The sequence below is a fragment of the Variovorax sp. Soil_C_12 genome, assembly GCF_057657375.1.
The window spans coordinates 121,379-146,120 of the sequence record NZ_JBDGIO010000008.1 but is presented as its reverse complement, the minus strand read 5'-3'; the positions used below and the strand labels follow the sequence as shown (position 1 = coordinate 146,120).

Below are 24,742 nucleotides of genomic sequence, written 5' to 3'. Positions count from 1 at the left end.
GGTGTCTCCGGTGGTTCTGGAATGGATGGGATCAGCTGCGGCGCGCTGCCTCGAGGGCTTCGCGCAGCACCGGCATGGCGCCGATGTGGTTGGCCAGCAGCAGCACCAGCCGTGCGTTGAAGGCGTGGCTCTCGTCGGTGGAAAGGCCCTGGTGCGCCTCGATCAGCGCTTCGTAGAAGTCGTCCGGCGCATCGAGGTGGGAGTCGGTGATCAGGTGTTGCGTTGTCGCTTGCGGCATGGCGCTTCTCCTTCAGGCTCTGGCAAGGGCACGCGCCAGCGCGGCGCGGATGGCGGACGGCGCCGGGGCGCGCCAGCGGGCGCAGACGTGCTGGTCGGGCCGCAGCAGGTAGACGGTGCCGGGCTGCGCGTCGTAGCGTTGCGCGGCCAGCGCATTCGCCTCGGCGAGCGGCACGCGCAGCACGCGCAGCGCGTCGTCGGCCTCGGCAATGGCGCGGGCGCTGCGTTCCGCCGCTTCGCCCTCGCCGAACACCAGCGCGGTGAAGGCGTTGCCGCCGAGCTCGCGCAGCAGCCAGCCGCTGCGTCCGCCGGGCAGCGCGAGCGGCGCGTCCGCGGCCACGGCGCCGGGCACCATGCGGCCGCCGAAGGCATCCGCATCGGGCGTGTTGAGCGGCGAATCGAGCAGCGTGGCCGGCACCGAGAGCCGCCCGCTGTTCACCAGCGTGCGCGCGAAGCCATGGCGCTTGGCCAGCGCCAGCACCGCGTCGCGGAACAGCCGGCTGACCTCGCTCTTGGGCGTGATGAAGTCGGTGGCGCGGGTCGAGTTGCGGATGTTCTCGTCGGCCGCGTACTCGCGCTCGGTGGCGTAGCTGTCGAGCAGCGCGTCCGGTGCGTCGCCGCGCAGCACGGCCGCCAGCTTCCACGCCAGGTTCTCGGCGTCCTGCACGCCCGAGTTGGCGCCCCGTGCGCCGAAGGGCGAGACGCCGTGCGCCGAGTCGCCGGCGAACAGCACGCGGCCATGCCGGAAGCGGTCCATGCGCAGGCAGGCGAAGGTGTAGACGCTGGCCCATTCGAGCTCGAACTCCACGTCCTCGCCGAGCAGCGCCTTGACGCGCGGGATGATGTTCTCGGGCTTCTTCTCTTCCTCCGGGTCGGCGTCCCAGCCGAGCTGGAAGTCGATGCGCCAGACGTTGTCGGGCTGCATGTGCAGCAGCACGCTCTGGTTGCGGTGGAACTCGGGGTCGAACCAGAACCAGCGCTCCGCCGGCCGGGCGAGCTTCATCTTGACGTCGGCGATCAGGAAGCGGTCCTTGAAGATCCGGCCCTTGCTCTCCTGGCCGATGAGCTGGCGCACGCTGGAGCGGGAACCGTCGCAGGCCGCCACGTAGCCGGCCGCGAGGCGGTAGCTGCCGTCCGGCGTCTCGATGCTCAGCAGCGCCTGCTCGTCCTGCTGCTCGACGCCCACCACCTTGTTGTTCCAGCGGATGTCGATCAGCGGCAGGGCGGCGGCGCGCTCGGCCAGGTAGCCTTCGACGTAGTACTGCTGCAGGTTGATGAAGGCCGGCCGCTCATGGCCCGGCTCGGGCAGCAGGTCGAATTCGTAGATCTGCTCGTCGCGGAAGAACACGCGGCCCACGTTCCATGACACGCCCTTGTCGACCATGCGGTCGCCGCAGCCGAGCCGGTCGAAGACCTCGAGCGAACGCTTGGCGAAGCAGATGGCGCGCGAGCCGGTCGACAGGCGGTTGTCGTTGTCGAGCAGGACCACGGGGATCTGCTGCTGGGCGAGGTCGATCGCCAGTGCGAGGCCGACGGGGCCGGCGCCCACCACCACCACCGGGTGGCGCACCGGGGTCGCGGCGGCCTGGTCGGCATGGCGGACGTAGTCGAAGGTGAGCTTCTGGTAGTCGAGCGGTTCCCCGCGGACCGACGCGAGGTCGTTCAGCTTCATGCTGGTCTCCGGGTTCTGTGGGGGGCTCAGCCTTCCAGCGTCTTCCACATCTCGACGTCGCGCTCGGCGGTCCAGATGCGCGGATCGGCATGCTGCGTGACCTCGTCGTAGCAGCGCGTCACATCGAAGGGCATGCAGTGGTCGAAGATCACCCAGTGCCCGTACTTGGGCTTGAGCGCGGCGAAGGTGTCCTTGTAGACCGCGTTCAGGTCCTTGCCGGCCGCGACGCCCTTCTGCACGCTGGCGTACACATCGGCGATGAAATCGCGCGTTTCCGTCAGGCCCTTGGCCACGTCCTCGGGCGTGGTCAGCGCGGCGCCGCGGCCGGGCACCAGGGCCTTGGGCTGCAGCGCGGCGAGGTTGTCCAGCGTCTTCGGCCAGTCCTTGAAGTAGGCGTCGCCGGCATAGGGCGTGGCGCCGAACTCGACCAGGTCGCCCGACAGCAGCGCGCGCTCCTGCGGGAGCCAGACGACGGTGTCGCCCTTGGTGTGGCCGCGCCCGAGCTGCAGCAGCTGCACCTCGAGCTTGCCCAGCCACAGCGTCATCTTGCCGGTGAAGGTCATGGTCGGCCAGGTCATGCCGGGCGGCACCGTTTCGACGCCTGCGAACAGGCGCGGGAAGCGGCCGATCTCGCTGGCCTTGTCCTGTTCGCCGCGCTCGACGATGAGGTCATAGGTGTCCTGGCTCGCGAGGATGTGCTCGGCCCCGTAGGCGCTGGCGCCGAGCACGCGCACGGCGTGGTAGTGGGTCAGCACCACGTACTTGATGGGCTTGTCGGTCACTTCGCGGATGCGGCGGATCACGTCCTGCGCCATCGCGGGCGTGGCCTGCGTGTCGGCCACGAGCACGGCGTCGTCGCCGATGACGATGCCGGTGTTGGGGTCGCCCTCGGCCGTGTAGGCCCAGGCGTGCTCGGAAATCTGGCTGAAGGTGACCTTCTTTTCCTCGAGGTCGGCTTGGCTGGCGAATACCTTGGTCTGGCTCATCGGGGGTCTCCTGGAAAAAATTCGTCTAAACCGAATTAATTTGTACTGAACGAATGACGCGGAGTGTAGTCAACGATTCGGATCATGTCTAATGCTTTCTGCATTAACGAACGCGGGAACAGGGTCATGGCCACGGACGACAGCAGCACCGACCGCGCGCAGCGCGGCATCCAGAGCATCGAGGTGGGGGGCCAGCTGCTGCGCGCCCTGGTGCACCACGGCCGGCCGATGGCGTTGAAGGACCTCGCGCGCGAGGCCGAGATGTCGCCCGCCAAGGCGCATCCCTACCTGGTCAGCTTCAGCCGGCTGGGGCTGATCGAGCAGGACCGTTCCAGCGGCCACTATCTGCTCGGTCCGCTCGCCTTGCAACTGGGGCTGATCAGCCTGCAGCAGGCCGACCCGGTGCACGTCGCCACGCCGCTGGTGGCGGCATTGGTCGAGGAGATCGGACATACCACCGCCATTGCCGTGTGGGGCGACCGCGGCGCCACCATCGTGCGGGTGGCCGAGTCGCCGGCCGCGCTGCACATGAGCATGCGGCACGGCACGGTGTTCTCGCTGACCAGCACCGCCTCGGGCCGGCTGTTCGGTGCTTACCTGCCGCCCGAGGAGGTCAAGCGCATGCTGGAGAAAGAGCGGCGGCGCGAAAAGAGCAGCATCGCCGAGCCCGCGCGCCACGTGGGCATGCCGCCGGCGCCCCCGCTGCCGGACTGGAAGAGCTTCGAGGCGCAGCTGCATGCGGTGCGCGAGCACGGCATGAGCCGCTCCGATGGCGAGATCGTGCCGGGTGTGAGCGCGATGTCGGCGCCGGTCTTCGACCACACGGGCGCGATCGCGCTGGCGATCACGGCGATCGGCACCACGGCGATCTTCGATGCCAGCTGGGACGGGCCGGTCGCGCAGGCGCTGAAGCGCTGCGCCGGCGAGGTCTCGCAACGGCTGGGGGCGGCGCGGCGCTGAAGGCTCGGTCTCAGCCCCCGGCGGCAGCGCGCGCGGCCTTCAGGGCGCGGGCGCGCTCCAGGCTCTCGGCCGGCCAGTGCTCGGCGCTGCGGTAGTACTCGGGCACCGCGTGTACGCCGGGCGGCAGTTGGACCCAAGGCTGCTTCGACATCGTGAAGATATGGATGTCCGGCGGCAGGTGGTCCGGCATGTCGAGCGTGCCGACGCGCACGAAGCACACGGCGTCGCCGGCGCCCGCGTAGTGGCTCCACAGCGCAACGCGGCAGTGCGGACAGCGCGCGATCTTCTGGCCCTTGCCGCTCATCGAAGGCGTGAGCACCAGCTCGACTTCGCCTTGCAGCAGCTGCAGGCGGTCCGCCTCGATCATCGCGTTGAGGGCGAAGGCGCTGCCGGTTTCGCGCTGGCACCAGCGGCAATGGCAGCAGTGGACGAACAGCGGCCGGGTGCTCATGCGGTAGCGCACGGCGCGGCAAGTGCAGCCGCCTTCGAGCGGGAAGGGATCGGTCGTCATGGTGCGCCGTACTGTGGCGCGGCCGGGGACGAAAGGCAAATGGCGGCGTCAGGCCGCGGACGCGCCCGAGGCCGCGAAGTCGGTCCCGAGCCGGCAGGCCTTACTTGGAGCGCCCGTCGAAATGCTGCACCGGCACCGATTCGAGATCGATGCTCTCGAGGCATCGGATGTTGATGGCCGCCATCTTGTTGCCCTTGGGGTCGGTACCCTCGCCGAAAGGGTGGATGCCGCAGACCGGGCAGAAGCGGTGCGAGATCACATGCTTGTTGAACAGGTAGGTGCTCATGTCTTCGGGCGGGGTCTTCAGCTCGAGCTTGTCGTGCGGCACGAACCACATCAGGGAACCCTTGCGCTGGCACATGGAGCAGTTGCATGCCATGGCACCCTGGATCTCGCCCTCGACCTCGAAGGCGATCCGGCCGCAGTGGCAGCTGCCTGTGTATTTCATCGGAGTCTCCGTTGGAAAAGCGGGCCGTCAGTATGGCAGCGCACACAGCCCAGAGGGAGTACCCGCTCAGGCGAGAAAACCAATGTTCTTCGGATAGTTGATCCCGTTGACGTTCCCACCGAAGTTCCTGAGGTTCGGCAGGATGTTCTCCAGGTCGCCGGCCGGCACACCGAACCAGCTCGCCAGCGTGGCGCCGTACTGGTCGACCGAGGTGGAAGGAATCAGCCGCCCCTGCCCCACATGCCCGTCGTAGCCGGCCAGCTTCGAGTCGTTGTTGATGCTGACCACCTGCGGCGTGCCGTAGATCTGCTTGCCTTTCACCGCGCCGCCGACGACGAAATGATGGCCGCCCCAGCCGTGGTCGGAGCCGTCGCCGTTGGAGGCCAGGGTGCGGCCGAAGTCGGAGGCGGTGAAGGCGGTGACCTTGTCGGCCATGCCCTGCACGACCATCTCGCGGTAGAAGGCCGTCATGCCATCGCTCAACTGCTTCATCAGGCCGGGCTGGTTGGCGATCAGGTTGTCATGCAGGTCGAAGCCGCCCATGGAGACGAAGAACACCTGGCGCTTGGTGCCGAGCGTTGCGCGGCCGCGGATCAGGCGGGCCACCATGGCGAGCTGCCTGCCCAGGCCGGTATCGGGAAAGGTGCTTCCAGGGTACGCGCCGAAGGCGTATGCCCCGCCGATGGCCGAGGTGATGGCGCCTTCTGCATCCACCGCGCGCTTGGTCACCTTGTTGTATTCGTTCTCCAGCGCGTGGCCGCGCGCCTGCTGCACCAGTTGCGCCATCGCCGCCTTGACCGAGCTCGAGCCGTACACGTTGCCGCCGGTCACGCTGCCGATCTTGACCGCGCCGCCGGTGCTGACCTGGTATTGCAAGGCCGTGTCGCCCGACAGGAACACCGCATTGCCCGAGACCGACATGCAGGTGAACAGCGAGTTGCTGTTCTGCGTGAGCACCAGGTCGCCGATGTTGCCGCCCCAGCCCACGGTCGAGCCCTCGGGCGAGGACGACTGCCAGGTCGACTGCTGGTCGTTGTGCGAGAACAGCTTCGGCGGCACCGGATAAAGCTTCTTGTTGCCGCTGTTGTACTGGGCGCGCGTGAGCGGCACCACCAGCGGGCCGACGTTGAGCTGCACCGCCATCTTGGCATCGGTGTTGAACAGCCCCGCCAGCGCGGTCATGGACGGGTGCAGCGCGTACTGCCGCCCGTCGGCCAGGGCCGTGCTCGGGCTGAGCAGGGTCGGCGCGAGATCGGCCTTGGCCAGCGCGACGCCGCCGGCGGTCTGGCCGGCGCCGCCGCCGCGGATCGCGCTGTAGGCGTTGTAGCTGGGGTCGTCGTAGGTGACGACGGTGTTGGCGTAGTCGTTGCCGCCGAACAGGAAGACGCACACCAGCGCCTTGTAGTCGTCGCCGGGGGCCGCCTGCGCGGCCGCCTCGCCGATGGCGGCGAGGTTGAGCGCGAAGGGCAGCGCGCTGCCGGCCATGGCGAGTTGCCCGGAGCGGCGCAGGAAGGCGCGGCGGGTGTGGGCCTTCGGATCGATCAGGTGCATCGCGCTTTCCTTACTTCTGGATCAGGTAGCCCGGCGCGGCCATCACCATGAGCACCGCGGCGTAGACCCGGTTGTTCTTGAGGGTGTCGCTGCTGGTCGCGGTGACGGCCGGCGTGGCCAGTGCGTTGGTGATCAGCGCCAGCGTGTCGGCGTCGAGCTGGTTGGCCGCCATCAGCAGATTGAGGCGGCGCACGAGCGCAGCCGGGTCGAGCACCAGCGCCTTCTCGGCGGCGTAGCTCGCGACCACGTCCTTGCTGTTGAAGCCGTTGGGCACGACGTTCTGCATGAAGTTGAGGTAGCCGCCCACGCTGGTTTCGTTGACCAGCTGGAACTCGGGCGCGACCAGCTTGGCGCTCGCCATCGCGCTGGACGGCGGCACATAGCCGGGGCGGAAGAAGTTGAAGACCGAGGGCGAGCGCAGCGGACTCTGGCCCAGCGAGCTGGCCGCGTCGGAGCGGTTGCCGATCTTCCAGGTGCCGGCCACCGAGCTGGCGCCGAAGGTGCGCCCCCACTGCACCAGCCGCAGCATCGGCTCGCGCAGGTGGCCGAAGTTCGGGTCGGCGAGACCCGCGGGGCTGCGCGCCTCGTTGTCCAGCAGCACCGCGGCGAACACGCTCTTCATGTCGCCGCGCACGCCGGCGCCGTTGTCGGCGAAGACGTCGGACACGCGCTTCACGTAGGCGCCGCTCGGGTTGCTGGTGACCAGGCGCTGGATCAGCTGCCGGCCGATGAAGGGGCCGACGTTGGGATGGTTGAACAGCGTGTCCAGCGCGGTCTTGAGGGCGGCCTTGCCCTCGGTGTTGGCGGGCACGGTGGTGCCGAGGAACTTGGCCTCCAGCATCGAGTGGCGCGAGGCGGTGAGCGCCATCGGGCGCGTGGTCCAGGCATTGCTCTCGATGGTGAAGCTCTGGCCCGGCGGCGTGAAGGCGTTTCGCTCGGCCGAGGGAATGTCGAGGTCGTAGCCGGTGAACACGCGCGCCAGGTTGGTGACGTCGTCCTGCGTGTAGCTCTCCAGCGGCGCGCCGTCGGCGCCGAGCCGGACCGAGCCGTCGGCGTTGAGCTGGTACAGGCCGATGCTCATGAGCTGCATGACCTCGCGGGCGTAGTTCTCGTCCGGCTGGCGGCCCTGGGCGTTCTCCTTCTGGTTGCCCTTGGTGTTGAGGTAGTAGCCCATCGCCGGGTTGAGCGACACGTTCTCCAGCAGTTGCCGGAAGTTGCCGGTGACGCCGGCGACCAGCATGTCCCAGTACTGGGCGAACATGTGGGCGGTCCAGTTGGAGCTGATGTCGTTGGCCGAGACCACGAAGATCTCCGACAGCGCGAGCGCCATGCGCTTGCGCGGGCCGTCGGCCGAGGTCATGAGCTGACTCCAGATCATGTCGTCGCTGTTGACGGTGTCGTAGGGCTTGCTGGCGACCCAGGCCCAGCCGGTCTCGGCGGGCGCCCGGTCCATCTGCGCGCCGAGCCAGGGCAGCAAGCCTTGGGCACGCACCGCGGCGATCTCGGCCTCGGAGGCGGAGAACTGCGCCTGCAGCAGAAAGCGCGCGGCCTCGTCGTCGGTCTTGGCCTGGGTGTAGATGTAGGTCTGTGCGCTCGGCGTGCTGGCCAGCGGTGTCAGGCTGCCGGCCTGGACGGTGTCGCCGCTGCCGCTGCCCAGGCCGGCGAAGAAGCCTCCGCCACCGCCCCCGCCGCCGCCCCCGCCACCACAGGCTGCGAGTGCGGCCGCGGCGGCCAGTGAAGCCGCCAGCGGCAGGGGGTTGCGCGACGCTGCCGCCGCGGGGCCGTCCGCGTGCGTTTCAGGCGCGCGCAACGGCACGTCGGTCGCTTCGACGCGACCGGTCGCAATGTCTTCCACCATGTGTTCCTCGCTCCTCGGCGCTGTGACGCCGTGCCCTTCAAGGCAAGTGCCATGCCGGCCCCCAGCCGGCCGCGGAGGAGCCTAAAGGCGGAGGCAAGGACAACAATTGTTCCGAAATGTGACTTTTTCTGTCATCAGGACACAATTGTTTCTTGGCAGTGCCGAGGAAAGTCGTCTCAGTTCTTCGCTTGCTCGAGACCGTCGCGAGTACGAATGGCCTCATGCCGGGCGGCCTGGGCGAAGTCCTCGCCGGCCGACGCGTAACAAATGGCGCGCGAGGAATTGACCACGATCGGCGCATCGGCGCGCCAGCCCGCGCGCACGGTAGCGACCGCATCGCCGCCCTGGGCGCCGACGCCGGGGATCAGGAGCGGCACGGTGGGCGCCAGCGCGCGCACCCGCTCGATCTCGGCCGGGTAGGTGGCACCGACCACCAGGCCCAGCTGGCCGTTCAGGTTCCAGGGGCCCTGGACCAGCTTCGCGATGTGTTCATACAGGAAGGGCTGGCCTTCCACGCCGGCGAGGCGCTGGGCCTGCAGGTCGTCGCCGCCGGGATTGCTGGTGCGGCACAGCAGGAAGGCGCCCTTGCCCTCGTGGCGCAGGTACGGCTCGACCGAATCGAAGCCCATGAAGGGCGAGAGCGTGACCGCGTCGGCGCCGTAGCGCTCGAAGGCCTCGCGCGCGTACTGCTCGGCGGTGGACCCGATGTCGCCGCGCTTGGCGTCGAGGATGAGGGGCACGTGCGGCGCGTTGCGGCGCATGTGCTCCATGAGCTTTTCGAGCTGGTCTTCGGCGCGGTGGGCGGCGAAGTAGGCGATCTGCGGCTTGAAGGCGATCACCAGGTCGGCCGTGGCATCGACGATGGCGGCGCAAAAGTCGTAGATCTTGCTGGCATCGCCCTTCAGGCGGGCGGGAAACTTGGCGGGTTCGGGGTCGAGGCCCACGCACAGCAGCGAGCCGTTGCGGCGCTCGGCGGCGCGCAGCTTGTCCAGGAAGATCATGGGGCGGAATTCTAGGCGCCCGCCTCCTTTCAGCCTTTCAGCTCCTCAGCTCTGCGGCAGCTGCGCGGCGGCCAGGCACAGGTCGGCCCAGGCGCGCGCCTTGTCGGCCGGATTGCGCAGCAGGTAGGCCGGGTGGTAAGTCGCGACCACCGGCACGTCCTCCCAGCCCGGCAGGGCGATGCGCGCCGGCTCGCCGCGCAGGCGGCCGAGGGGCTCGGCGCTTTGCAGCAGGCTCTGTGCGGCCAGCGGTCCCATGGCCAGGACCACCTGCGCGGCCGGCGCCGCTTCGGCAAAGCCGCCGGCGATGGGGCGCGGGCTGCCCGGCTGGCCCGAGGCCACGCCGCGGTGGGTGCGCATCAGGTGGACGGGCACGGCGCCGAGCTGCAACTGCAGCGCGCGCAGCATGGCCTCGAACAGGCGGCCCGCCTCGCCGGCGAAAGGTTCGCCATGGCGGCCATCGAGCTCGGGCGGCATGTCGGCGACGATGAGCCAGCCGCGCCCTGCCGCCGCTTCGGAGCCGTAGAGAAGGCGCGGGGCGTCGATCAGCACGCTCGCACCGGAGGGGGCGGCCGAGGGGCGGGCTGCGACCGGCGGCGCGGACAACGGTGCCGGTGCGGGTGCCGTTGCAGCGGCGCGGACGGGCGCCGGCGCAGCGGCAGCCTGCTCGGGCGCGATGCGGGGCGAACGCGCGTCCGCCGCTACCGGCGCCACTGGCGCCTCGGCGAGCGCCGCGGCAGGCACCGCAGCGGGCCAGAAGAGCTTGATGCCCATCTCGTCGAGCATCGCGCGTTGCCGCGCGTCCAGGTTCAGCGTGCCTTCCATGTCTTTACTTCAAGGAGCCCCAGGCGCTGGTCGATTCATTCAGCCGCAGGCTCATGACCACGGCGTCCTCGCGTGCGTTGCCCTCGGCCGGGTAGTAGCCCTTGCGCACGCCCACGCGGCGGAAGCCCTGCCGTTCGTAGATGGCCATCGCCCGCAGATTGCTGGCCCGCACCTCGAGCCAGAGCCACTGGGCGTTCTGGCCGCGCGACCAGCCCGCGAGCGCTTCCAGCATCAGCGGCGCCCAGCCCTGGCCCTGGAAGGCCGGGGCCACGGTGATGTTGAGCAGATGCACCTCGTCGACGCCCTTCATGGCGACGAAATAGCCGATCAGCGTCTCGCTGCCGATCTGTGCCGCCGGCCGGCCCCAGAGCGCGCGCGGCCGCCGCGCCGGCGCCGGGTCGCCGGATGGCAGGGCCGGGGCCACCAGGCATTGGCAGTGGTAGCCGGCGACCAGCGAATCGCTGAAGTTGGCCGGCGTCCAGGGATGGGTGTAGGCGCTGCGTTCGATGGTGCACACGGCCGCGATCCGCTCGACCGTGATCGGTTCGAGGCGGGCTTCACGCGGCTGCAGGACTGCACTCATGTGGACGGAGGGGCTTGCGCCGCCTTGAGGGCGGCGCGCTCTTGCGTGGTTTGTGCGACTTTATCGCGAACATACAACGGCCACGCATGCGCCGGCGCAACCGACCGCCCGGCAGCAAGCAATTCAGGGGCCAGTCTCAGCATCGCCTCGGCGCCGGGCAGCGCCTCGTGGCGCGCCGCGGCGGCCGGCAGGCGATCGCCGTAGGCAGAGAAGACGTTGCCGGCGAGCACCCAGCCCGGCGGCACCTGCACCTGCTCGGGCGACAGCAACCGAGGCTCGGTATCGGATTCGGCGGCCTGGGCGAGTTGGCGGAAGTCGTAGTGCGCGGCATAGAGCTCGTCCATGCGCGCATCGAGCAGCGCGACCACGCGCGTGGCGCCGAAGCGGTGGCGCGCCTCCTCGGCCACGGCATGCAAGGTGTCGACGGGCAGCAGCGGGACACCGGCGCCGAAGCCCAGCCCCTGCGCGACCGAGCAGGCGGTGCGCAGGCCGGTGAAGGAGCCGGGCCCGCGGCCGAAGGCAATGGCGTCGAGCTCGGCCAGGGCCAGGCCGGCTTCGGCCAGCAGCTCCTGGATCAGGGGGATCAGGCTGCTCGACGCCTGCGCGCCGCCGGGCCCGCTGCGGGAGAGAACCCGGTCGCCGCGACGCACGGCGACCGACAGCGCCTCGGTGCTGGTGTCGAAGGCCAGGAGCTTCGTTTCTGCCGGCATCCCCATCACCCTCGCGCGACGGCGGCCGTGGCCACGCCGGCCGAGCGCATGCGTTGCACGCCGAACAGGATGCCCGCGGTGACGAGCAGCAGCCCGGCGATCAGGTTCCAGTGCAGCGGCTCGCCCAGGAACAGCACGGCTCCCAGCGCCGACAGGCCGGGCACCAGCGCGGTGATCATGGTGGAGCGCACCGGTCCGAAGTACTGAATCATGCGGGTGAAGGTGATGCCCGAGATGACGACCGAGCCGACGCCCTGGAACAGCATCTGGAAGGCGATCTCGCCCAGCGGCGCACTGGCCAGCCGGCTCCCCGCCACGCCGAGCCCGGCCAGCACCGCATAGGCCGGCACGTAGGTGAGGAAGGCGAACACGGTGATCGCGATGGTGGCGCGCACCGCCTCGAGCCCGTGGCGCCGCGCCGTTACGCTGTAGCAGGCCCAGCAGAAGGCGGCGCTCATGAACAGCAGGTCGCCTTTCCAGATCTGCCCGCCTTCGAAGGCGTGCAGCAGGCTGGCGCCGCCGACCAAGAGGTCGCCCAGCACGATCAGCGCGAGACCGCATACGCGCGCCGGCGTCAGGCGGTCGTGCAGCACCACGGCCGCGAGCACCGCCGTCCACAGGGGAAGACTGCCGGGCATCAGCACCGAGGCATGGGTGGCCGGCGCATAGAAGAAGCCGCTGTAGGCGAGCAGGGCATAGGCGAGGCCGCCGAAGAAGCCGGCCACCACGGTGGCGCGCAGCGGCACCGGCGACAGGCCGAAGAGCGAGCCCTGCGCCCGATCGCTGCGGCGCGCCCGCGCCACCAGCCAGGCGCCCCAGGGCACCAGCACCAGGCTGGCGCCGCAGATGCGCGCGAAGGCAATGTCGAAGGGCGTCAGCGAGCGGCCGGCGGAAGCCCGCGCGATGACGATGAAGGCCGTCCAGACCAGGACGGTGACGATTGCCGCGCCGATGCCGAGGGTACGGGGGGAGAAACGGGGAGCGGCGGGCATCGCGCGATTATCCCGGGCCGGCCATGCACCGCGCTGCCCAGGGCCTATGGCGATGCGGCCTCGGGATAATCGCGCGATGCCTCCCGCCCCGAAGCCCCTGGCGCAGCGCGCCGCCCGCCTCTTCTTCCTGCTCGCCGCGCTGGCTTCGGCGCCCGCCCTGTCCCAGACGCTTCCGCCCGAGGTGGAGGCCGCGCTGGCCCGCGCGCGGGTGCCGCCCGAGGCCGTCACGATGCTGGTGGCCGATGCGGATGCAGTGCGCCCGCCGCGGCTGGCCTGGCGCACGCAGGTGGCGGTCAATCCCGCCTCGGTCATGAAGCTGGTCACCACCTACGCCGCGCTCGACCTGCTGGGGCCGGCCTTCACGTGGACCACGCCGGTGTATGTGGACGGACCGGTGCGCGACGGCGTGCTGGACGGCAACCTCTACATCCAGGGCCAGGGCGACCCCAAGCTGGTGCTCGAGCGCCTGTGGCTGCTGCTGCGGCGGGTGCAGGGGCTGGGCATCCACACCATCGCCGGCGACATCGTGCTGGACCGCAGTGCCTTCGAGGTGGCCGAGACCGATCCGGCCGCCTTCGACGGCGAGGGCCAGCGGCCCTACAACGCCTCGCCCGACGCGCTGCTGATCAATTTCAAGTCGGTCGTCATGAGCTTCCAGCCGAACCGCGACGGGCAGACGGCGCAGGTCAACTTCGAGCCCTTCCTGAGCGGCGTGAGCACGCAGTCGACGGTGCCGCTATCGGCCGGCGAGTGCGGCGACTGGCGCGCCGCGCTGGCGCCGGCCTTCGGCGATCCGGCGCGCATGGGCTTCGCGGGCAGCTACCCCGCCGCCTGCGGCGAGAAGACCTGGGCGGTGGCCTATGCGCAGCCGCGCAGCTATGCGGTGCGCGCGATCGGCGGGATGTGGGCCGAGATGGGCGCCAGGCTCAAGGGCCAGGTGCGCGAGGGCCCGGTGCCGGCCGGGCTCAAGCCGGCTTTCGCGTTCGAGTCGCCGCCGCTGGCCGAGGTGGTGCGCGACATCAACAAGTACAGCAACAACGTGATGGCGCAGCAGCTGTTCCTCACGCTCGGGCTGCAGCAGAAGCGGCGCGGCACACCGGAGGGCGCGCGCGCCGCGCTGCGGCAATGGTGGAACGACCGCATCGGCACGGGCGAGGGCCAGCCGGTGTTCGACAACGGCTCGGGCCTGTCGCGCGAGGAGCGCATCAGCGCGGCGGCGCTCGCGAAGATGCTGCAGGTGGCCTGGCGCTCGCCGCTGATGCCCGAGCTGGTGTCCTCGCTGCCGGCCATGGGCGTGGACGGCACGCTGCGCAAGCGCACGCTGCGCTCGGGCGGCGCGGCCCACCTCAAGACCGGGAGCCTGCGCGATTCGGCGGGCATCGCGGGCTATGTGCATGGCGCCAGCGGCCGGCGCTGGGTGGTGGTCGCGATCGCGAACCACGGCAGCGCGGGCGCCGCGCGGCCCGCCTTCGATGCGCTGGTCGACTGGGCGGCGCAGGACAACTGAGCGCGCGCGGTCGCCTGGGCGACTGGGGCGCCGCTGCGGCTTGGGGTTTCCCTTGTCTTGCTTCGGGGAGGGCGGGCCTAGGATCGTGCGCCTCTCTCACGTACAACACACAGCACCGGAGACACGCATGAATCGTCTGCACCTTCTGAGCGCCGTCGCGACGGCCAGCCTGCTCACCGCCTGCGGAGGCGGCGGCGATGGCGGCGGCTTCGCCTTCATCGGGACCGGCACCGGCGCCACGGGGGCCGGCACCGGCGCGCTGAAGGAGCCGCCCGTCATCGTGACCACGTTGACCACGGCGCAGATCGACAGCGGCAGCGCCCAGGGCGGCCTGCAGGCGCTCAGCGGCAAGGCCAAGTGCGACGTCAACGTGATCTCGCTGAACTACAGCACCGTGGGCCCCAAGGGCGAGGCGACCAACGCCTCCGGCGTGCTGCTGATGCCGGCGGGGACATGCGCCAACGCGGCGCCGCTGGTGGCCTACGCCAAGGGCACGGACGTGCAGAAGCCGCGCACGCTGGTCAATCCGCAGGACTCGGAGACCTTCCTGCTGACCGCGATGTACGCGGCCCAGGGCTATGCGGTGGTGGCCACCGACTACCTGGGCTATGCCAAGTCCACCTTCCCCTACCACCCCTACCTGCATGCCGACTCGGAAGCGCGCACGGTGCTCGACTCGGTGCGGGCAGCCCGTGCCGCCGTGGTCAGCGCAGGCGGCTCGCTGTCGGGCAAGGTGATGTTCACCGGCTACTCGCAGGGCGGCCATTCCTCGATGGCCGCGCACCGGGCCGCCGAGCGCGACAACGCCTCGGAGTTCAATGTGGTGGCCGGCGCGCACCTGGCCGGGCCCTACAACCTCTCGGGCTCCTTCAAGCTCACGCAGGCCACCGTCGGCTACCAGTTCTTCGTGCCCTTCATGGTCACCGCCTGGCAGAAGGTGTACGGCGACGTCTACAGCGACGTGAACACGGTCTTCAAGCAGCCCTACGCCGGCTACATCGAGAACCTGCTGCCGAGCCCGACGCTGAACTCCACCACGCTGGTGACCACTGGCGCCCTCCCCGGCGCCAACGGCGAGACGCCCAACCAGGCGCGCGATGCAATGTTCCAGAGCGCCTTCCTCGCCGATGCGCAGACCAACCCGAACAACACGCTGTTCCTGGACGCCAAGAAGAACGACCTGCTGGGCTGGAGCCCGCGCGCCAAGACGCTGCTGTGCGGCGGCGCGGGCGACCCCACCGTGCCGCCGGCCGTGCACATGGTGGCGGCGAAGGCGGACTTCGATGCACGGGGCGTGACCACGGTCTCGACGGTGGATGTGGATGCGCAGATCCAGGCGACCTATGGGCCCGGCGGCACGGCGCCGACCGACCCGACGACACCGGCCTACGCCACCTACTTCGGCGCCTACCACGGCACCTACGAACCGCCCTTCTGCCACGTGCGCGCACGCGCACTGTTCGACACAGTGAAGTAAGGGTCAGGCCGCTGCAGCGCGCTGCAGCCGGTCGCGCACGCCTTCCCATTCCGGGCCGGCGGGCGGGGTCTCGACCCAGATCAGCTTGGCGCCTTCGGCATCGAAGGCGCGCAGCACAGCGAACAATTGCTGGGCGGCGGCCACAGCGTCGTCGGGCATGCGGCGCAGCAGCAAGCGCTGCGAGCGGCTCTTGAGCGGGCTGCGCGACCACACGGCCAGGTGCGCGGCATTGGCGCCCAGCACGTCGAGGCCGGCCTGCAGTGCCTTGGCCTCCATCAGCCGCAGCTTGGCGGTGGGCGCGTAGTGGGCCTCCAGCGTGCCGGAGGCCCGCGGGTCGGGTGCCGCGAGCTCGTGCCGGTCGCGCAGCGGCTCGCCGCAGGCGGCCTCGATCTGGGTGCGGGTGATCGCGCCCGGGCGCAGCAGCACCGGCTGGCCCCGGCTGCAGTCGACGATGGTCGATTCGATGCCCACCTCGCAAGGCCCGCCGTCGATCACCAGCAGTGCGTCGCCGAATTCCTGCTGGACATGCTGGGCGGTGGTCGGGCTCACCCGGCCGAAGCGGTTGGCGCTGGGTCCTGCCACGCCGGGCACACCCTGCTCGGCACAGGCCACGAGCAGGGCCTGCGCCACCGGGTGGGCCGGGCAGCGCAAGCCAATCGTGTCTTGCCCGCCGGCCGTGGCGGCAGCGACGCCGGGCTGGCGTGTGACGATCAGGGTCAGCGGGCCGGGCCAGAAGGCCTGCATCAGCTTCTGCGCGAAGGGCGGCAGCGGCTGGGCGAAGCGCGACAGCGACTCGGTGCCCTTGGCGCCGGCCGCTACATGCACGATCAGCGGATGGTTGCTGGGCCGCCCCTTGGCCTTGAAGATGCCGGCCACGGCATCGTCGCTTGTCGCGTCGGCGCCCAGGCCGTAGACGGTCTCGGTCGGAAAGGCGACCAGGCCGCCGGCGCGCAGCACGCGTGCGGCTTCCTGGATGGCATCGGGCGAGCGGCCGTCGCGAACTGTCATCGCGCCTCGCTTATTCAGACAAGGGGATCGGCAGCCCCAGCAGCGCGGCAGCGAAGTCGGCCGTGCCGCGAACCGTGTCGATGCTGCTGCCCGTGATCGTGAGATGCCCCATCTTGCGGCCGCGGCGCGCCTCGGTCTTGCCGTAGAGGTGCAGGTGCGCGCCGGGCAGCGCGAGTACGTCGGCCCAGCGCGGCTCGACGGGCTTCGCGTCGTCGTCCGGGAACCACAGGTCGCCCAGCAGGTTCAGCATCAGCGCGGGGCTGTGCTGACGCGGCGCGTTGAGCGGCAGGCCGGCGAGGGTGCGCACCTGCAGCTCGAACTGCGAAACGTCGCAGGCATCCAGGGTCCAGTGGCCACTGTTGTGCGGGCGCGGCGCCATCTCGTTGACCACCAGCGCGCCATCGGCCAGCACGAAGAACTCGACGCACAGCACGCCCACGTACTGCAGGCCTTCCGCGATCGCGACGGCCGATTCGACCGCCAGCCGCCCGGCGGCCTCGGGGACGTTGTCCGCATGCACCTCGGTCACGGCGAGGATGCCGCCGCGATGCAGGTTGCGCTGCGGCGGGAAGTGCACGACCTGACCGTCCTGCCCGCGCGCGACGATGACGGAGCATTCGTAGTCCAGCGGCAGCAGCTTCTCGAGCACGCAGGGCACCTGGCCGGCGCGGTCCCAGGCCGCGGCTAGCTCTTCGCGGGTGTCCACGCGCTGCTGGCCCTTGCCGTCGTAGCCGAGGCGCGCGGTCTTCAGGATGCCGGGCAGCAGGTTGGGCGGAACCAGCACGACCTGCTCGGCCGACTCGATGACCGCGTAGGGCGCGCAATCCACGCCGCAGCCGACGAAGTGGCTCTTTTCCCGGACGCGGTCTTGTGCGATCGCCACCGCGGCGGCGGCCGGCCGCACGGGCCGGGCCACCGCAAGATGCTCCAGCGAAGGCGCGGGCACGTTCTCGAACTCGGTGGTGATGGCATCTGCCAGGCCGGCGAGCCGGGCGAGGCCGTCGATGTCGGCGTAGTCGGTGTGGATGTGATGGTGGCTCACGCGCCCGGCGGGACTGTCGGCATCGGGGTCGAGCACCGCGACGAGGTAGCCCATGCGCTGGGCCGCGTGCGCGAACATGCGGCCCAGTTGCCCGCCGCCCACCACGCCGAGCGTGGCGCCGGGCAGGATCGTGCTCACAGCGCGCCCCCGCCCTGGGGCGAGAAGGGCGATACGGCCTCCGCATCGGGCGGTGGCAACGTCATGGATTGCGCGGCCTCGGTCTGCTTCGCGCGGAAGGCGTCGAGCCGCTCGCGCAGCGCCGGATCGGCCACGGCCAGCATCGCGACCGCGAACAGGGCGGCATTGGCGGCGCCGGCGTTGCCGATGGCGAAGGTCGCGACCGGCACGCCCTTGGGCATCTGCACGATGCTGTAGAGCGAATCCACGCCCTGCAGGTGGCGGCTTGCGACCGGCACGCCGAGCACCGGCACCGTGGTCTTGGCTGCCAGCATGCCGGGCAGGTGGGCCGCTCCGCCCGCGCCGGCGATGATGGCCGCCAGGCCGCGCGGGGCGGCGCCCTCGGCGTAGGCGAACAGTTCGTCGGGCATTCGGTGGGCGGAGACCACCCGCGCCTCGTGGGCGATGCCGAATTGCTGGAGAATCTCGACCGCGTTGCGCATCGTCTCCCAATCGGAGTTCGAGCCCATCACGACGCCGACCTGTATGGCTTGCTTCATGGTTTCAATTTTACGTTTCACCCTCAGCTTCCCGCGATGATGGACATCACCCTCGAAAATTTTCAGACCGAGCTGATCGACGGCTCGATGACCACCCCGGTGCTGCTCGACATCTGGGCCGAATGGTGCGGGCCGTGCAAGCAGCTCGGGCCGGTGCTCGAGAAGCTCGAAGTCGAGTACGGTGGGCGCTTCACGCTGGCCAAGCTCGATGCCGACAAGGTGCCGCAGATCTCGCAGCAGCTGAGCCAGATGTTCGGCGTGCGCAGCATCCCCTTCTGCGTGATGTTCAAGGACGGCCAGCCGGTCGACGGCTTCGTCGGCGCGATCCCCGCCGACCAGATCCGCGCCTTCCTCGACAAGCACGTACCGGGGCAGGACGAGCTCGAGGCCGCCGAGCATGAAGAGGCCGCGCAGGATGCGCTGGCCGAAGGCGACACCCAGGGCGCGCTGGAACGGCTGCAACATGCGGTCGCCACCGACCCGGCCAATGACGACGCGCGCTTCGACTACATCAAGCTGCTGCTCCAGGAGGGCCGCATCGACGATGCCAAGGTCGCCTTCGCGCCGGTCATCGCCAAGGCGCCGGCGGTGCGCCGCTTCGACGCCCTGCAGCGCTGGATGGATGCGATCGACTTCGCGGCGCCGGCCACGGGCGCAGCCCCGACGATCGCCGATGCCGAGTCGCGCATCGCCGCCAACAAGCGCGACTTCCAGGCCCGCTTTGACCGGGCGCGCCTGCTGATGGCCGCACAGCGCTGGACGGACGCGATGGACGAGCTGCTCGACATCCTGATGCGCGACAAGAGCTGGAACGAGGAGCTGGCGCGCAAGACCTACATCGCGATCCTCGAGCTCATCGAGCCACCCAAGCCCAAGGTGGCGGACGGCCAGATCCCACCGGACGACCCGACAGTGGCAACCTATCGGCGCCGCCTCAGCAGCGTGGTGCTGAGCTAGCGGCAAAGTGAGCGCAGGCTTATCTTTGACATCGGCGAAGCAGGCGGGCCGGCCGGGGGTGGCGTTGGCGCACTGAATGGGCTGTCATACGATTGGCGGGTTTCGATATGTTGCAAAGGAAAAGTCCGGCCATGCGCTTTCTCTTCTTGACGACGGCCCTCTTCGCATCCCTGCTGGCGAGCGGCTGTGGCAGCGGCATCAACCTGGACGAGCCGATCGAAGGACCGGTCTGGCAACTGGAGCAGCTGGGCAGCGAGCTGATCGAGCCGAGCAGCGATCCGCGGCGCAACGCCCAGATCCAGTTCGACCGCAGCAGCGGACGGGTGAGCGGCTCGGGCGGCTGCAACCGCGTCACCGGCACCTACGAGCGCAGCGGCAGCACGCTGCGGGTGCGCCAGCTGGGCGCGACGCGCATGGCCTGTCCCAACGAGGCGAGCACCATCAACGAGACCCAGTTCTTCGCGGCGTTGCAGGCCACGGCCAGTTACCGGCTGCAGGGGACGTCGAAGCTGTCGCTGCTCGACGCGACCGGGCGGACGGTCGCGACCTTGAGTAACGGCGCGGCGCGTTGAGCCCCTCCCGCCTCACCATTTCGCCGGCAGCGGCTTGAGCACGACAAGCTGCGGCCCACGCACCACCACGTAGCCGCCGCTCTCCAGGTCCTTCAGCAGCCGGCTCACCATCTCGCGCGAGCATCCGATTTCGCTGGCCATCGCCTGGTGGGTCAGCCGCTCCATCTGCAAGACCCCATCCGCCTGCGGCAGCGATCGATCCTCCAGCAGGGCTTTCAGGCGGCTGTAGACGTCGAGCAAGCCCATGCTCCGGGCGCTCTCGGTGGCCAGTCTCGCGCGGCGGATCAGCCGCATGATCAGCTCTTGCGCCAACTCCGGATCGAGCGCCAGGTGCCGCAGCATGGTCTGGCGCGTTACCACGACGCACAGCGTCGGCCTCACCGCCTGCACGCTGGCCGAGCGCGGCCCGCCATCGAGCGACATCTCGCCGACGTATTCGCCCGGCCCGTGCAGGCCCAGTGTCACCTCGCGGCCCCGCGCATCGGAGACGAAGGCGCGCAGCCGGCCCGAGAGCACGATGTAGACCGCGCCGCCCTGGTCGCCTTCCTCGATCAGCATGGCGTGCGTCCGGTAGCGTCGCTGCACGCCCAGCGCCGCGAGCCTCTGGAGCGGCGGCGGCAGTTCGGCGAGGGGGTCGGCGCGGGATGCAACGGGCGTCGGCGGCATGCGCGGACTATACGGCCCGCATCCCCTACGGCGTGACCCTCTGATGCAGCTGGCAAGGCGCCAGCGTGCGCACATCCTGTTCAGTCTTGCCCCACCAGCCGCAGCGAAGACACGATCTGCGGCATGCGCGAGAGCTCGCGGACGATCTCGCGGACGCTGCCGCGGCCGGTCTTCTGCCGCACGTTCTTGATGTGGGTGCGCACGGTGGAGACGCGAATGCCCTGCTCGCAGGCGATCTCCTGGGCGCCGCGGCCCGCACACAGCTGCGTCAGAACGGCCTGCTCCGCCGGCGTCAGGCGCTTGGCACGGGCGAACATCTGCACCGTGAGGGTCTCGCAGCTCGAGCGCCGGCTGCAGATGATCAGGACCGCGTCGACCGCGGCAGTGGCGTGCAGCACGGCCAGCGGCACGAAGGCCAGCGAAAGCGTCTCGCCTTCGGGGTCGAGCTCCACGATGCTGCGGCAGTCGCGTTCCGCGTCCTTCAGGGCCTGGCGCAGCTTGGCCTGCCAGGCAGGCTGGGCTGCCGACAGGGTGCCGTCGACATCCCGCAGCGCGCGCCCGCCCACGAGCTCGCGCCGCGCCGGCCGGTTGGCGTGGAGGATGCGGCCGCTCAGGTCGACGAGCAGCAGGCCATGGTCCATCTCGTCGAGCACGCGCGCCAGCAGGCCGGCTTGCAGGGAATCTGGCGTCGGCATTTCGGCGCGGGCCTCGCGGGGGGGAGCGAGCAGTTCGGCAGTCACGTTCATGGCACTTTCCTCATCCGTTGTAATGAGGACAAGTGTGTGAAATCGTGGCTTCGCCGGGCGGTGACTATTGCCGACGGATTTGTGATTTATTCACGTCCGGCGGCCCGGGGAGCCTTCAGCCAGTCAGCCGCTGCAGCGCCTCGCGGTACTTGGCGGCCGTCTTCTCGATCACGTCGGCGGGCAGGCGCGGCGCCGGCGGGGTCTTGTCCCAGGGCTTGCCGTTGACCTTGACTCCCTCCAGCCAGTCGCGCACGAACTGCTTGTCGTAGCTCGGCGGGTTGGCGCCGGCAGCCAGCGCCGCCTGGTAGCCCTCGATGGGCCAGTAGCGCGAGCTGTCGGGGGTGAGCACCTCGTCCATCAGGACCAAGGTGCCGGCTTCGTCGAGGCCGAACTCGAACTTGGTGTCGGCAATGATCATGCCCTTGGTCAGCGCGATGGCAGCGGCCGCCTCGTAGATCGCGATGCTGGTGTCGCGGATCTGCTGCGCGAGCGCGGGGCCGACCACCTCGACCACGCGCTCGTAGCTGATGTTCTCGTCGTGCGCGCCCGCCGCCGCCTTGGCCGCGGGCGTGAAGATCGGCCGCGGCAGCTTGCTGGCATTGCCCAGGTCCTCGGGCAGCGGCACGCCGCAGACGGAACGGCTCTCCTGGTATTCCTTCCAGCCGCTGCCGGCGAGGTAGCCGCGCACCACCGCCTCGACCGGGATCGGCTTGAGGCGCTTGACCAGCATCGAGCGGTCGCGGACCTGGGGCACCTCGGCCGCCGTCACCACGCTCTCGGGCGCCTCGCCGGTCAGGTGGTTGGGGCACAGGTGGCCCAGCCGGTCGAACCACCACAGCGCCATCTGCGTCAGGATCACACCCTTGCCCGGGATCGGCTCGCCCATGATCACGTCGAAGGCCGAGAGGCGGTCGCTCGCGACCATCAGGATGCGGTCCTCGCCAACCGCGTAGTTGTCGCGCACCTTGCCGCGCGCGAGCAGGGGCAGGCTTTGGATGGAGGAAGTGTGGACGGTGGTCATGGCGGGTGATGGAACGGCGGAAACGGGGGACGACCGAGATTGTGCGCGCAGAAAAAAGCCACCGCGAAGGTGGCTTCGGCAGGAAGGCGATGAGATCAGAGCACTTCTTGCGCCAGCTCGCCCTTGGCGTACTTGGCGGCCACGACCTGCAGGGTGTCGCCCTTGATCTTGGCGCCCTGGCCTTCGCAGCCGAACTCGATGTAGCGCTGCTTGCAGATCTGCTTGGCGGCCTCGCGCGCGGGCTTGAGCCATTCGCGGGCGTCGAACTTCTCGGGGTTCTCGGCCATGAACTTGCGCACGGCGCCGGTCATCGCCAGGCGGATGTCGGTGTCGATGTTGATCTTGCGCACGCCGTACTTGATGGCTTCCTGGATCTCCTCGACCGGCACGCCGTAGGTCTCCTTCATGTTGCCGCCGTACTGGCGGATGATGGCCAGCAGGTCCTGCGGCACGGAGGACGAGCCGTGCATCACGAGGTGGGTGTTGGGGATGCGGCGGTGGATTTCCTTGATGCGGTCGATCGCCAGGATGTCGCCGGTGGGCTTGCGGGTGAACTTGTAGGCGCCGTGGCTGGTGCCGATGGCGATGGCCAGCGCGTCGAGCTGGGTCTTCTTGACGAAGTCCGCGGCCTGCTCCGGGTCGGTCAGCAGCTGCTCGCGCGTCATGGTCGCGTCGGTGCCGTGGCCGTCTTCCTTGTCGCCCTTCATGGTCTCGAGCGAGCCGAGGCAGCCCAGCTCGCCTTCCACCGTCACGCCGACCTTGTGCGCCATGTCGACCACCTTGCGGGTGACGTCGACGTTGTAGTCGTAGCTGGCGATGGTCTTGCCGTCGCCTTCCAGCGAGCCGTCCATCATGACCGAGGAGAAGCCCAGGTTGATCGCGCCCTGGCACACGTCGGGGCTCTGGCCGTGGTCCTGGTGCATCACCAGCGGAATGTTCGGGTAGGCCTCGACGGCCGCCAGGATCAGGTGCTTGATGAAGGGCTCGCCCGCGTACTTGCGCGCGCCGGCGCTGGCCTGCAGGATCACCGGTGCGCCGGTTTCCTTGGCCGCTTCCATCACGGCCTGCACCTGTTCCAGGTTGTTGACGTTGTAGGCCGGGATGCCGTAGCCGTTGGCCGCAGCGTGGTCGAGCAGTTCGCGCATCGAGACAAGTGCCATGGGTGTACCTCGCGGGAAAATTAAGAAGGAAAAACTACCGCGATTCTACTGAGCACCCCTGTCGGACAGCTCCGACGCCCCGTTTGGGACGCTGCGTCTCAACCCACCCGGCAGATCTTGAGCATGTTGGTGCCGCCCGGCGCGCCCATGGGCTCGCCGCAGGTGATGGCGTAGATGTCGCCGGTCTGCACGATGCCGCGCTTCTTGAGGTGGGCCTCGGCCTGCAGCAGCGCCGTGTCGCGGTCGCTCTCGGCGTCCATGAGCAGCGGGCGCACGTTGCGGTAGAGGGCCATCTTGCGCTGGGTTGCCAGGCGCGAGGTCAGGGCGTACATCGGGATGTGGGCGCGGTGGCGGCTCATCCACAGCGGGGTGGAGCCCGATTCGGTCAGCGCGACGATCGCCTTGGCGCCCAGGTGGTGCGCGGTGAAGAGCGCGCCCATCGCGATCGACTGGTCGATGCGGCTGTAGGCCTGGCCGCTGAAGTCGGCGTCCAGCTGCAGGTCCTCGGCGGCTTCGGCGGCCTCGCAGATGCGGCTCATCTCCTGCACCGTCTCCAGCGGATAACGGCCCGAGGCGGTCTCGGCCGAGAGCATCACGGCGTCGGTGCCGTCGAGCACCGCGTTGGCCACGTCGCTTACCTCGGCGCGGGTGGGCACCGGGTTGCTGATCATCGACTCCATCATCTGCGTCGCCGTGATGACCACCTTGTCCATCTCGCGCGCCATGCGGATCATCTTCTTCTGCAGCGCCGGCACGGCGGCGTTGCCCACCTCGACCGCGAGGTCGCCGCGCGCGACCATGATGCCGTCGCTCGCGCGCAGGATTTCATCCAGCTTCGGGATGGCCTCGGCGCGCTCGATCTTGGCGATCAGGCCCGGCTTGTGGCCGAACTCGGCGGCCGCCACGTTGCACAGCTGGCGCGCCATCTCCATGTCGGTGGCGTTCTTGGGGAAGCTCACCGCCACGTAGTCTGCCTGGAAGCTCATGGCGGTCTTGATGTCCTCCATGTCCTTGGCCGTCAGCGCCGGCGCCGTGAGGCCGCCGCCCTGCTTGTTGATGCCCTTGTTGTTCGAGAGCTCGCCGCCCAGCCGCACCGTGGTATGCACCGCCTCGCCCTTGACGGCATCGACCGTGAGCACGATCAAGCCGTCGTTCAGCAGCAGGCTGTCGCCCGCCTTCACGTCGCGCGGCAGGTCCTTGTAGTCCAGCCCGACGGCGTCGACGTCACCCAGCTCGGTGCGCGCACCGTCGAGGACGAACTTCGCCCCCGGCTCCAGCCACACCTTGCCCTCGGCGAATTTGCCGACCCGGATCTTCGGGCCCTGCAGGTCGGCCATGATCGCCACCTCGCGGCCCACTTTGCGCGCCGCCTCGCGCACCATGGTGGCGCGGTTGATGTGGTCCTGCGCCGTGCCGTGGCTGAAGTTGAGGCGCACCACGCTGACCTTGTTGTTGATCATCTGCTCGAGCAGCTCGGGCGTGCTCGAGGCCGGGCCGAGCGTGGCGACGATCTTGGTGGCGTGGCGGGGAGGGCGGGTCGTGCTCATGCTGCGGGTCTCCGGTTTGTATTCCATACTG

The 24,742-nt window shown here is 69.7% G+C and carries 25 protein-coding genes; 5 read left to right on the top strand and 20 right to left on the bottom strand.

The genetic code is table 11. From position 1 onward, the window contains the following. Positions 1-31: 31 nt before the first annotated feature. The 3 genes from AC3A6X_RS22110 to AC3A6X_RS22100 are packed head-to-tail and all read right to left on the bottom strand — an operon-like array spanning position 32 to position 2,895. Complete coding sequence (locus AC3A6X_RS22110) at positions 32-238, bottom strand: DUF2783 domain-containing protein (RefSeq protein WP_487844219.1); 207 nt, start codon at positions 236-238, stop codon at positions 32-34. A 12-nt stretch (positions 239-250) separates the two neighbouring features. Then, a complete protein-coding gene (locus tag AC3A6X_RS22105) occupies positions 251-1,909 on the bottom strand; it encodes an FAD-dependent oxidoreductase (protein WP_487844218.1) in 1,659 nt (552 codons plus the stop codon). Between the two features lie 26 nt (positions 1,910-1,935). Continuing rightward, entirely contained in the window at positions 1,936-2,895 is a 960-nt protein-coding gene (locus AC3A6X_RS22100; RefSeq protein WP_487844217.1) for an MBL fold metallo-hydrolase, read from the bottom strand. A 126-nt stretch (positions 2,896-3,021) separates the two neighbouring features. Here AC3A6X_RS22100 and AC3A6X_RS22095 point away from each other — a divergent pair, with 126 nt between their 5' ends. Continuing rightward, positions 3,022-3,855 (top strand): IclR family transcriptional regulator, encoded by an 834-nt coding sequence (locus AC3A6X_RS22095; RefSeq protein ID WP_487844216.1) that lies wholly within the window; start codon positions 3,022-3,024, stop codon positions 3,853-3,855. Between the two features lie 10 nt (positions 3,856-3,865). On the opposite strand, the gene AC3A6X_RS22090 is transcribed toward AC3A6X_RS22095, so the two are convergent. From AC3A6X_RS22090 to AC3A6X_RS22050, 9 genes are all read right to left on the bottom strand, one after another. Then, positions 3,866-4,366, bottom strand: a complete 501-nt coding sequence (locus AC3A6X_RS22090) for a GFA family protein (protein WP_487844215.1) — start codon at positions 4,364-4,366, stop codon at positions 3,866-3,868. Between the two features lie 100 nt (positions 4,367-4,466). Beyond that, on the bottom strand, positions 4,467-4,814 hold the full coding sequence (locus tag AC3A6X_RS22085) for a GFA family protein (protein WP_487844214.1): 348 nt from the start codon (positions 4,812-4,814) through the stop codon (positions 4,467-4,469). Between the two features lie 66 nt (positions 4,815-4,880). Further along, positions 4,881-6,365, bottom strand: a complete 1,485-nt coding sequence (locus AC3A6X_RS22080; protein WP_487844213.1) for a DUF1501 domain-containing protein — start codon at positions 6,363-6,365, stop codon at positions 4,881-4,883. A gap of 10 nt (positions 6,366-6,375) precedes the next feature. Next, complete coding sequence (locus AC3A6X_RS22075) at positions 6,376-8,223, bottom strand: DUF1800 domain-containing protein (protein ID WP_487844212.1); 1,848 nt, start codon at positions 8,221-8,223, stop codon at positions 6,376-6,378. 176 nt (positions 8,224-8,399) lie between these two features. Then, the gene (gene pyrF, locus AC3A6X_RS22070; protein ID WP_487844211.1) at positions 8,400-9,224 is read right to left on the bottom strand and encodes an orotidine-5'-phosphate decarboxylase; all 825 of its coding nucleotides are present in this window, start codon (positions 9,222-9,224) and stop codon (positions 8,400-8,402) included. Between the two features lie 45 nt (positions 9,225-9,269). After that, positions 9,270-10,046: a uracil-DNA glycosylase family protein gene (locus AC3A6X_RS22065; protein ID WP_487844210.1), complete on the bottom strand. Its 777-nt coding sequence runs from the start codon at positions 10,044-10,046 to the stop codon at positions 9,270-9,272. Between the two features lie 4 nt (positions 10,047-10,050). Next, entirely contained in the window at positions 10,051-10,629 is a 579-nt protein-coding gene (gene rimI, locus AC3A6X_RS22060; RefSeq protein ID WP_487844209.1) for a ribosomal protein S18-alanine N-acetyltransferase, read from the bottom strand. After that, on the bottom strand, positions 10,626-11,339 hold the full coding sequence (gene tsaB, locus AC3A6X_RS22055; RefSeq protein WP_487844208.1) for a tRNA (adenosine(37)-N6)-threonylcarbamoyltransferase complex dimerization subunit type 1 TsaB: 714 nt from the start codon (positions 11,337-11,339) through the stop codon (positions 10,626-10,628). Before tsaB ends, rimI begins: the two co-directional genes overlap by 4 nt. 5 nt (positions 11,340-11,344) lie before the next feature. Then, positions 11,345-12,331, bottom strand: coding sequence for a DMT family transporter (locus AC3A6X_RS22050; protein WP_487844207.1), 987 nt, complete (start codon positions 12,329-12,331; stop codon positions 11,345-11,347). A gap of 76 nt (positions 12,332-12,407) precedes the next feature. Here AC3A6X_RS22050 and dacB point away from each other — a divergent pair, with 76 nt between their 5' ends. Further along, a complete protein-coding gene (dacB, locus tag AC3A6X_RS22045) occupies positions 12,408-13,838 on the top strand; it encodes a D-alanyl-D-alanine carboxypeptidase/D-alanyl-D-alanine endopeptidase (protein WP_487844206.1) in 1,431 nt (476 codons plus the stop codon). Positions 13,839-13,965: 127 nt separating this feature from the next. Further along, positions 13,966-15,315 carry a lipase family protein gene (locus tag AC3A6X_RS22040; RefSeq protein WP_487844205.1) on the top strand — a complete coding sequence of 450 codons (1,350 nt, stop codon included), beginning with the start codon at positions 13,966-13,968 and terminating at the stop codon, positions 15,313-15,315. Between the two features lie 3 nt (positions 15,316-15,318). On the opposite strand, the gene AC3A6X_RS22035 is transcribed toward AC3A6X_RS22040, so the two are convergent. Genes AC3A6X_RS22035 through purE form a run of 3 tightly spaced genes read right to left on the bottom strand, consistent with a single transcriptional unit; the run spans position 15,319 to position 18,042 of the window. Then, positions 15,319-16,323, bottom strand: coding sequence for an L-threonylcarbamoyladenylate synthase (locus AC3A6X_RS22035; protein ID WP_487844204.1), 1,005 nt, complete (start codon positions 16,321-16,323; stop codon positions 15,319-15,321). Between the two features lie 10 nt (positions 16,324-16,333). Then, positions 16,334-17,503: a 5-(carboxyamino)imidazole ribonucleotide synthase gene (locus tag AC3A6X_RS22030; RefSeq protein ID WP_487844203.1), complete on the bottom strand. Its 1,170-nt coding sequence runs from the start codon at positions 17,501-17,503 to the stop codon at positions 16,334-16,336. Continuing rightward, positions 17,500-18,042 carry a 5-(carboxyamino)imidazole ribonucleotide mutase gene (gene purE, locus AC3A6X_RS22025; protein WP_309959444.1) on the bottom strand — a complete coding sequence of 181 codons (543 nt, stop codon included), beginning with the start codon at positions 18,040-18,042 and terminating at the stop codon, positions 17,500-17,502. Before purE ends, AC3A6X_RS22030 begins: the two co-directional genes overlap by 4 nt. Positions 18,043-18,078: 36 nt before the next feature. Between purE and AC3A6X_RS22020 the strand changes: the two genes are divergently transcribed. Together AC3A6X_RS22020 and AC3A6X_RS22015 are read left to right on the top strand one after the other, a co-directional pair. Beyond that, a complete protein-coding gene (locus AC3A6X_RS22020) occupies positions 18,079-18,999 on the top strand; it encodes a tetratricopeptide repeat protein (RefSeq protein WP_309959445.1) in 921 nt (306 codons plus the stop codon). Between the two features lie 131 nt (positions 19,000-19,130). Beyond that, positions 19,131-19,571 carry an META domain-containing protein gene (locus tag AC3A6X_RS22015; protein ID WP_487844202.1) on the top strand — a complete coding sequence of 147 codons (441 nt, stop codon included), beginning with the start codon at positions 19,131-19,133 and terminating at the stop codon, positions 19,569-19,571. Between the two features lie 12 nt (positions 19,572-19,583). Here AC3A6X_RS22015 and AC3A6X_RS22010 read toward each other — a convergent pair whose 3' ends face one another. The 5 genes from AC3A6X_RS22010 to pyk all read right to left on the bottom strand — a co-directional run bounded on the left by AC3A6X_RS22010 (position 19,584) and on the right by pyk (position 24,711). Next, complete coding sequence (locus tag AC3A6X_RS22010) at positions 19,584-20,237, bottom strand: Crp/Fnr family transcriptional regulator (protein ID WP_487844201.1); 654 nt, start codon at positions 20,235-20,237, stop codon at positions 19,584-19,586. An 80-nt stretch (positions 20,238-20,317) separates the two neighbouring features. Beyond that, positions 20,318-20,983, bottom strand: a complete 666-nt coding sequence (locus AC3A6X_RS22005; RefSeq protein ID WP_487844200.1) for a helix-turn-helix transcriptional regulator — start codon at positions 20,981-20,983, stop codon at positions 20,318-20,320. A 115-nt stretch (positions 20,984-21,098) separates the two neighbouring features. Then, on the bottom strand, positions 21,099-22,004 hold the full coding sequence (locus tag AC3A6X_RS22000; protein ID WP_487844199.1) for a phosphoribosylaminoimidazolesuccinocarboxamide synthase: 906 nt from the start codon (positions 22,002-22,004) through the stop codon (positions 21,099-21,101). Positions 22,005-22,099: 95 nt separating this feature from the next. Beyond that, positions 22,100-23,164 carry a class II fructose-bisphosphate aldolase gene (gene fba, locus AC3A6X_RS21995; protein ID WP_106560808.1) on the bottom strand — a complete coding sequence of 355 codons (1,065 nt, stop codon included), beginning with the start codon at positions 23,162-23,164 and terminating at the stop codon, positions 22,100-22,102. Between the two features lie 98 nt (positions 23,165-23,262). Then, positions 23,263-24,711: a pyruvate kinase gene (pyk, locus tag AC3A6X_RS21990; protein WP_487844198.1), complete on the bottom strand. Its 1,449-nt coding sequence runs from the start codon at positions 24,709-24,711 to the stop codon at positions 23,263-23,265. Positions 24,712-24,742: the final 31 nt, after the last annotated feature.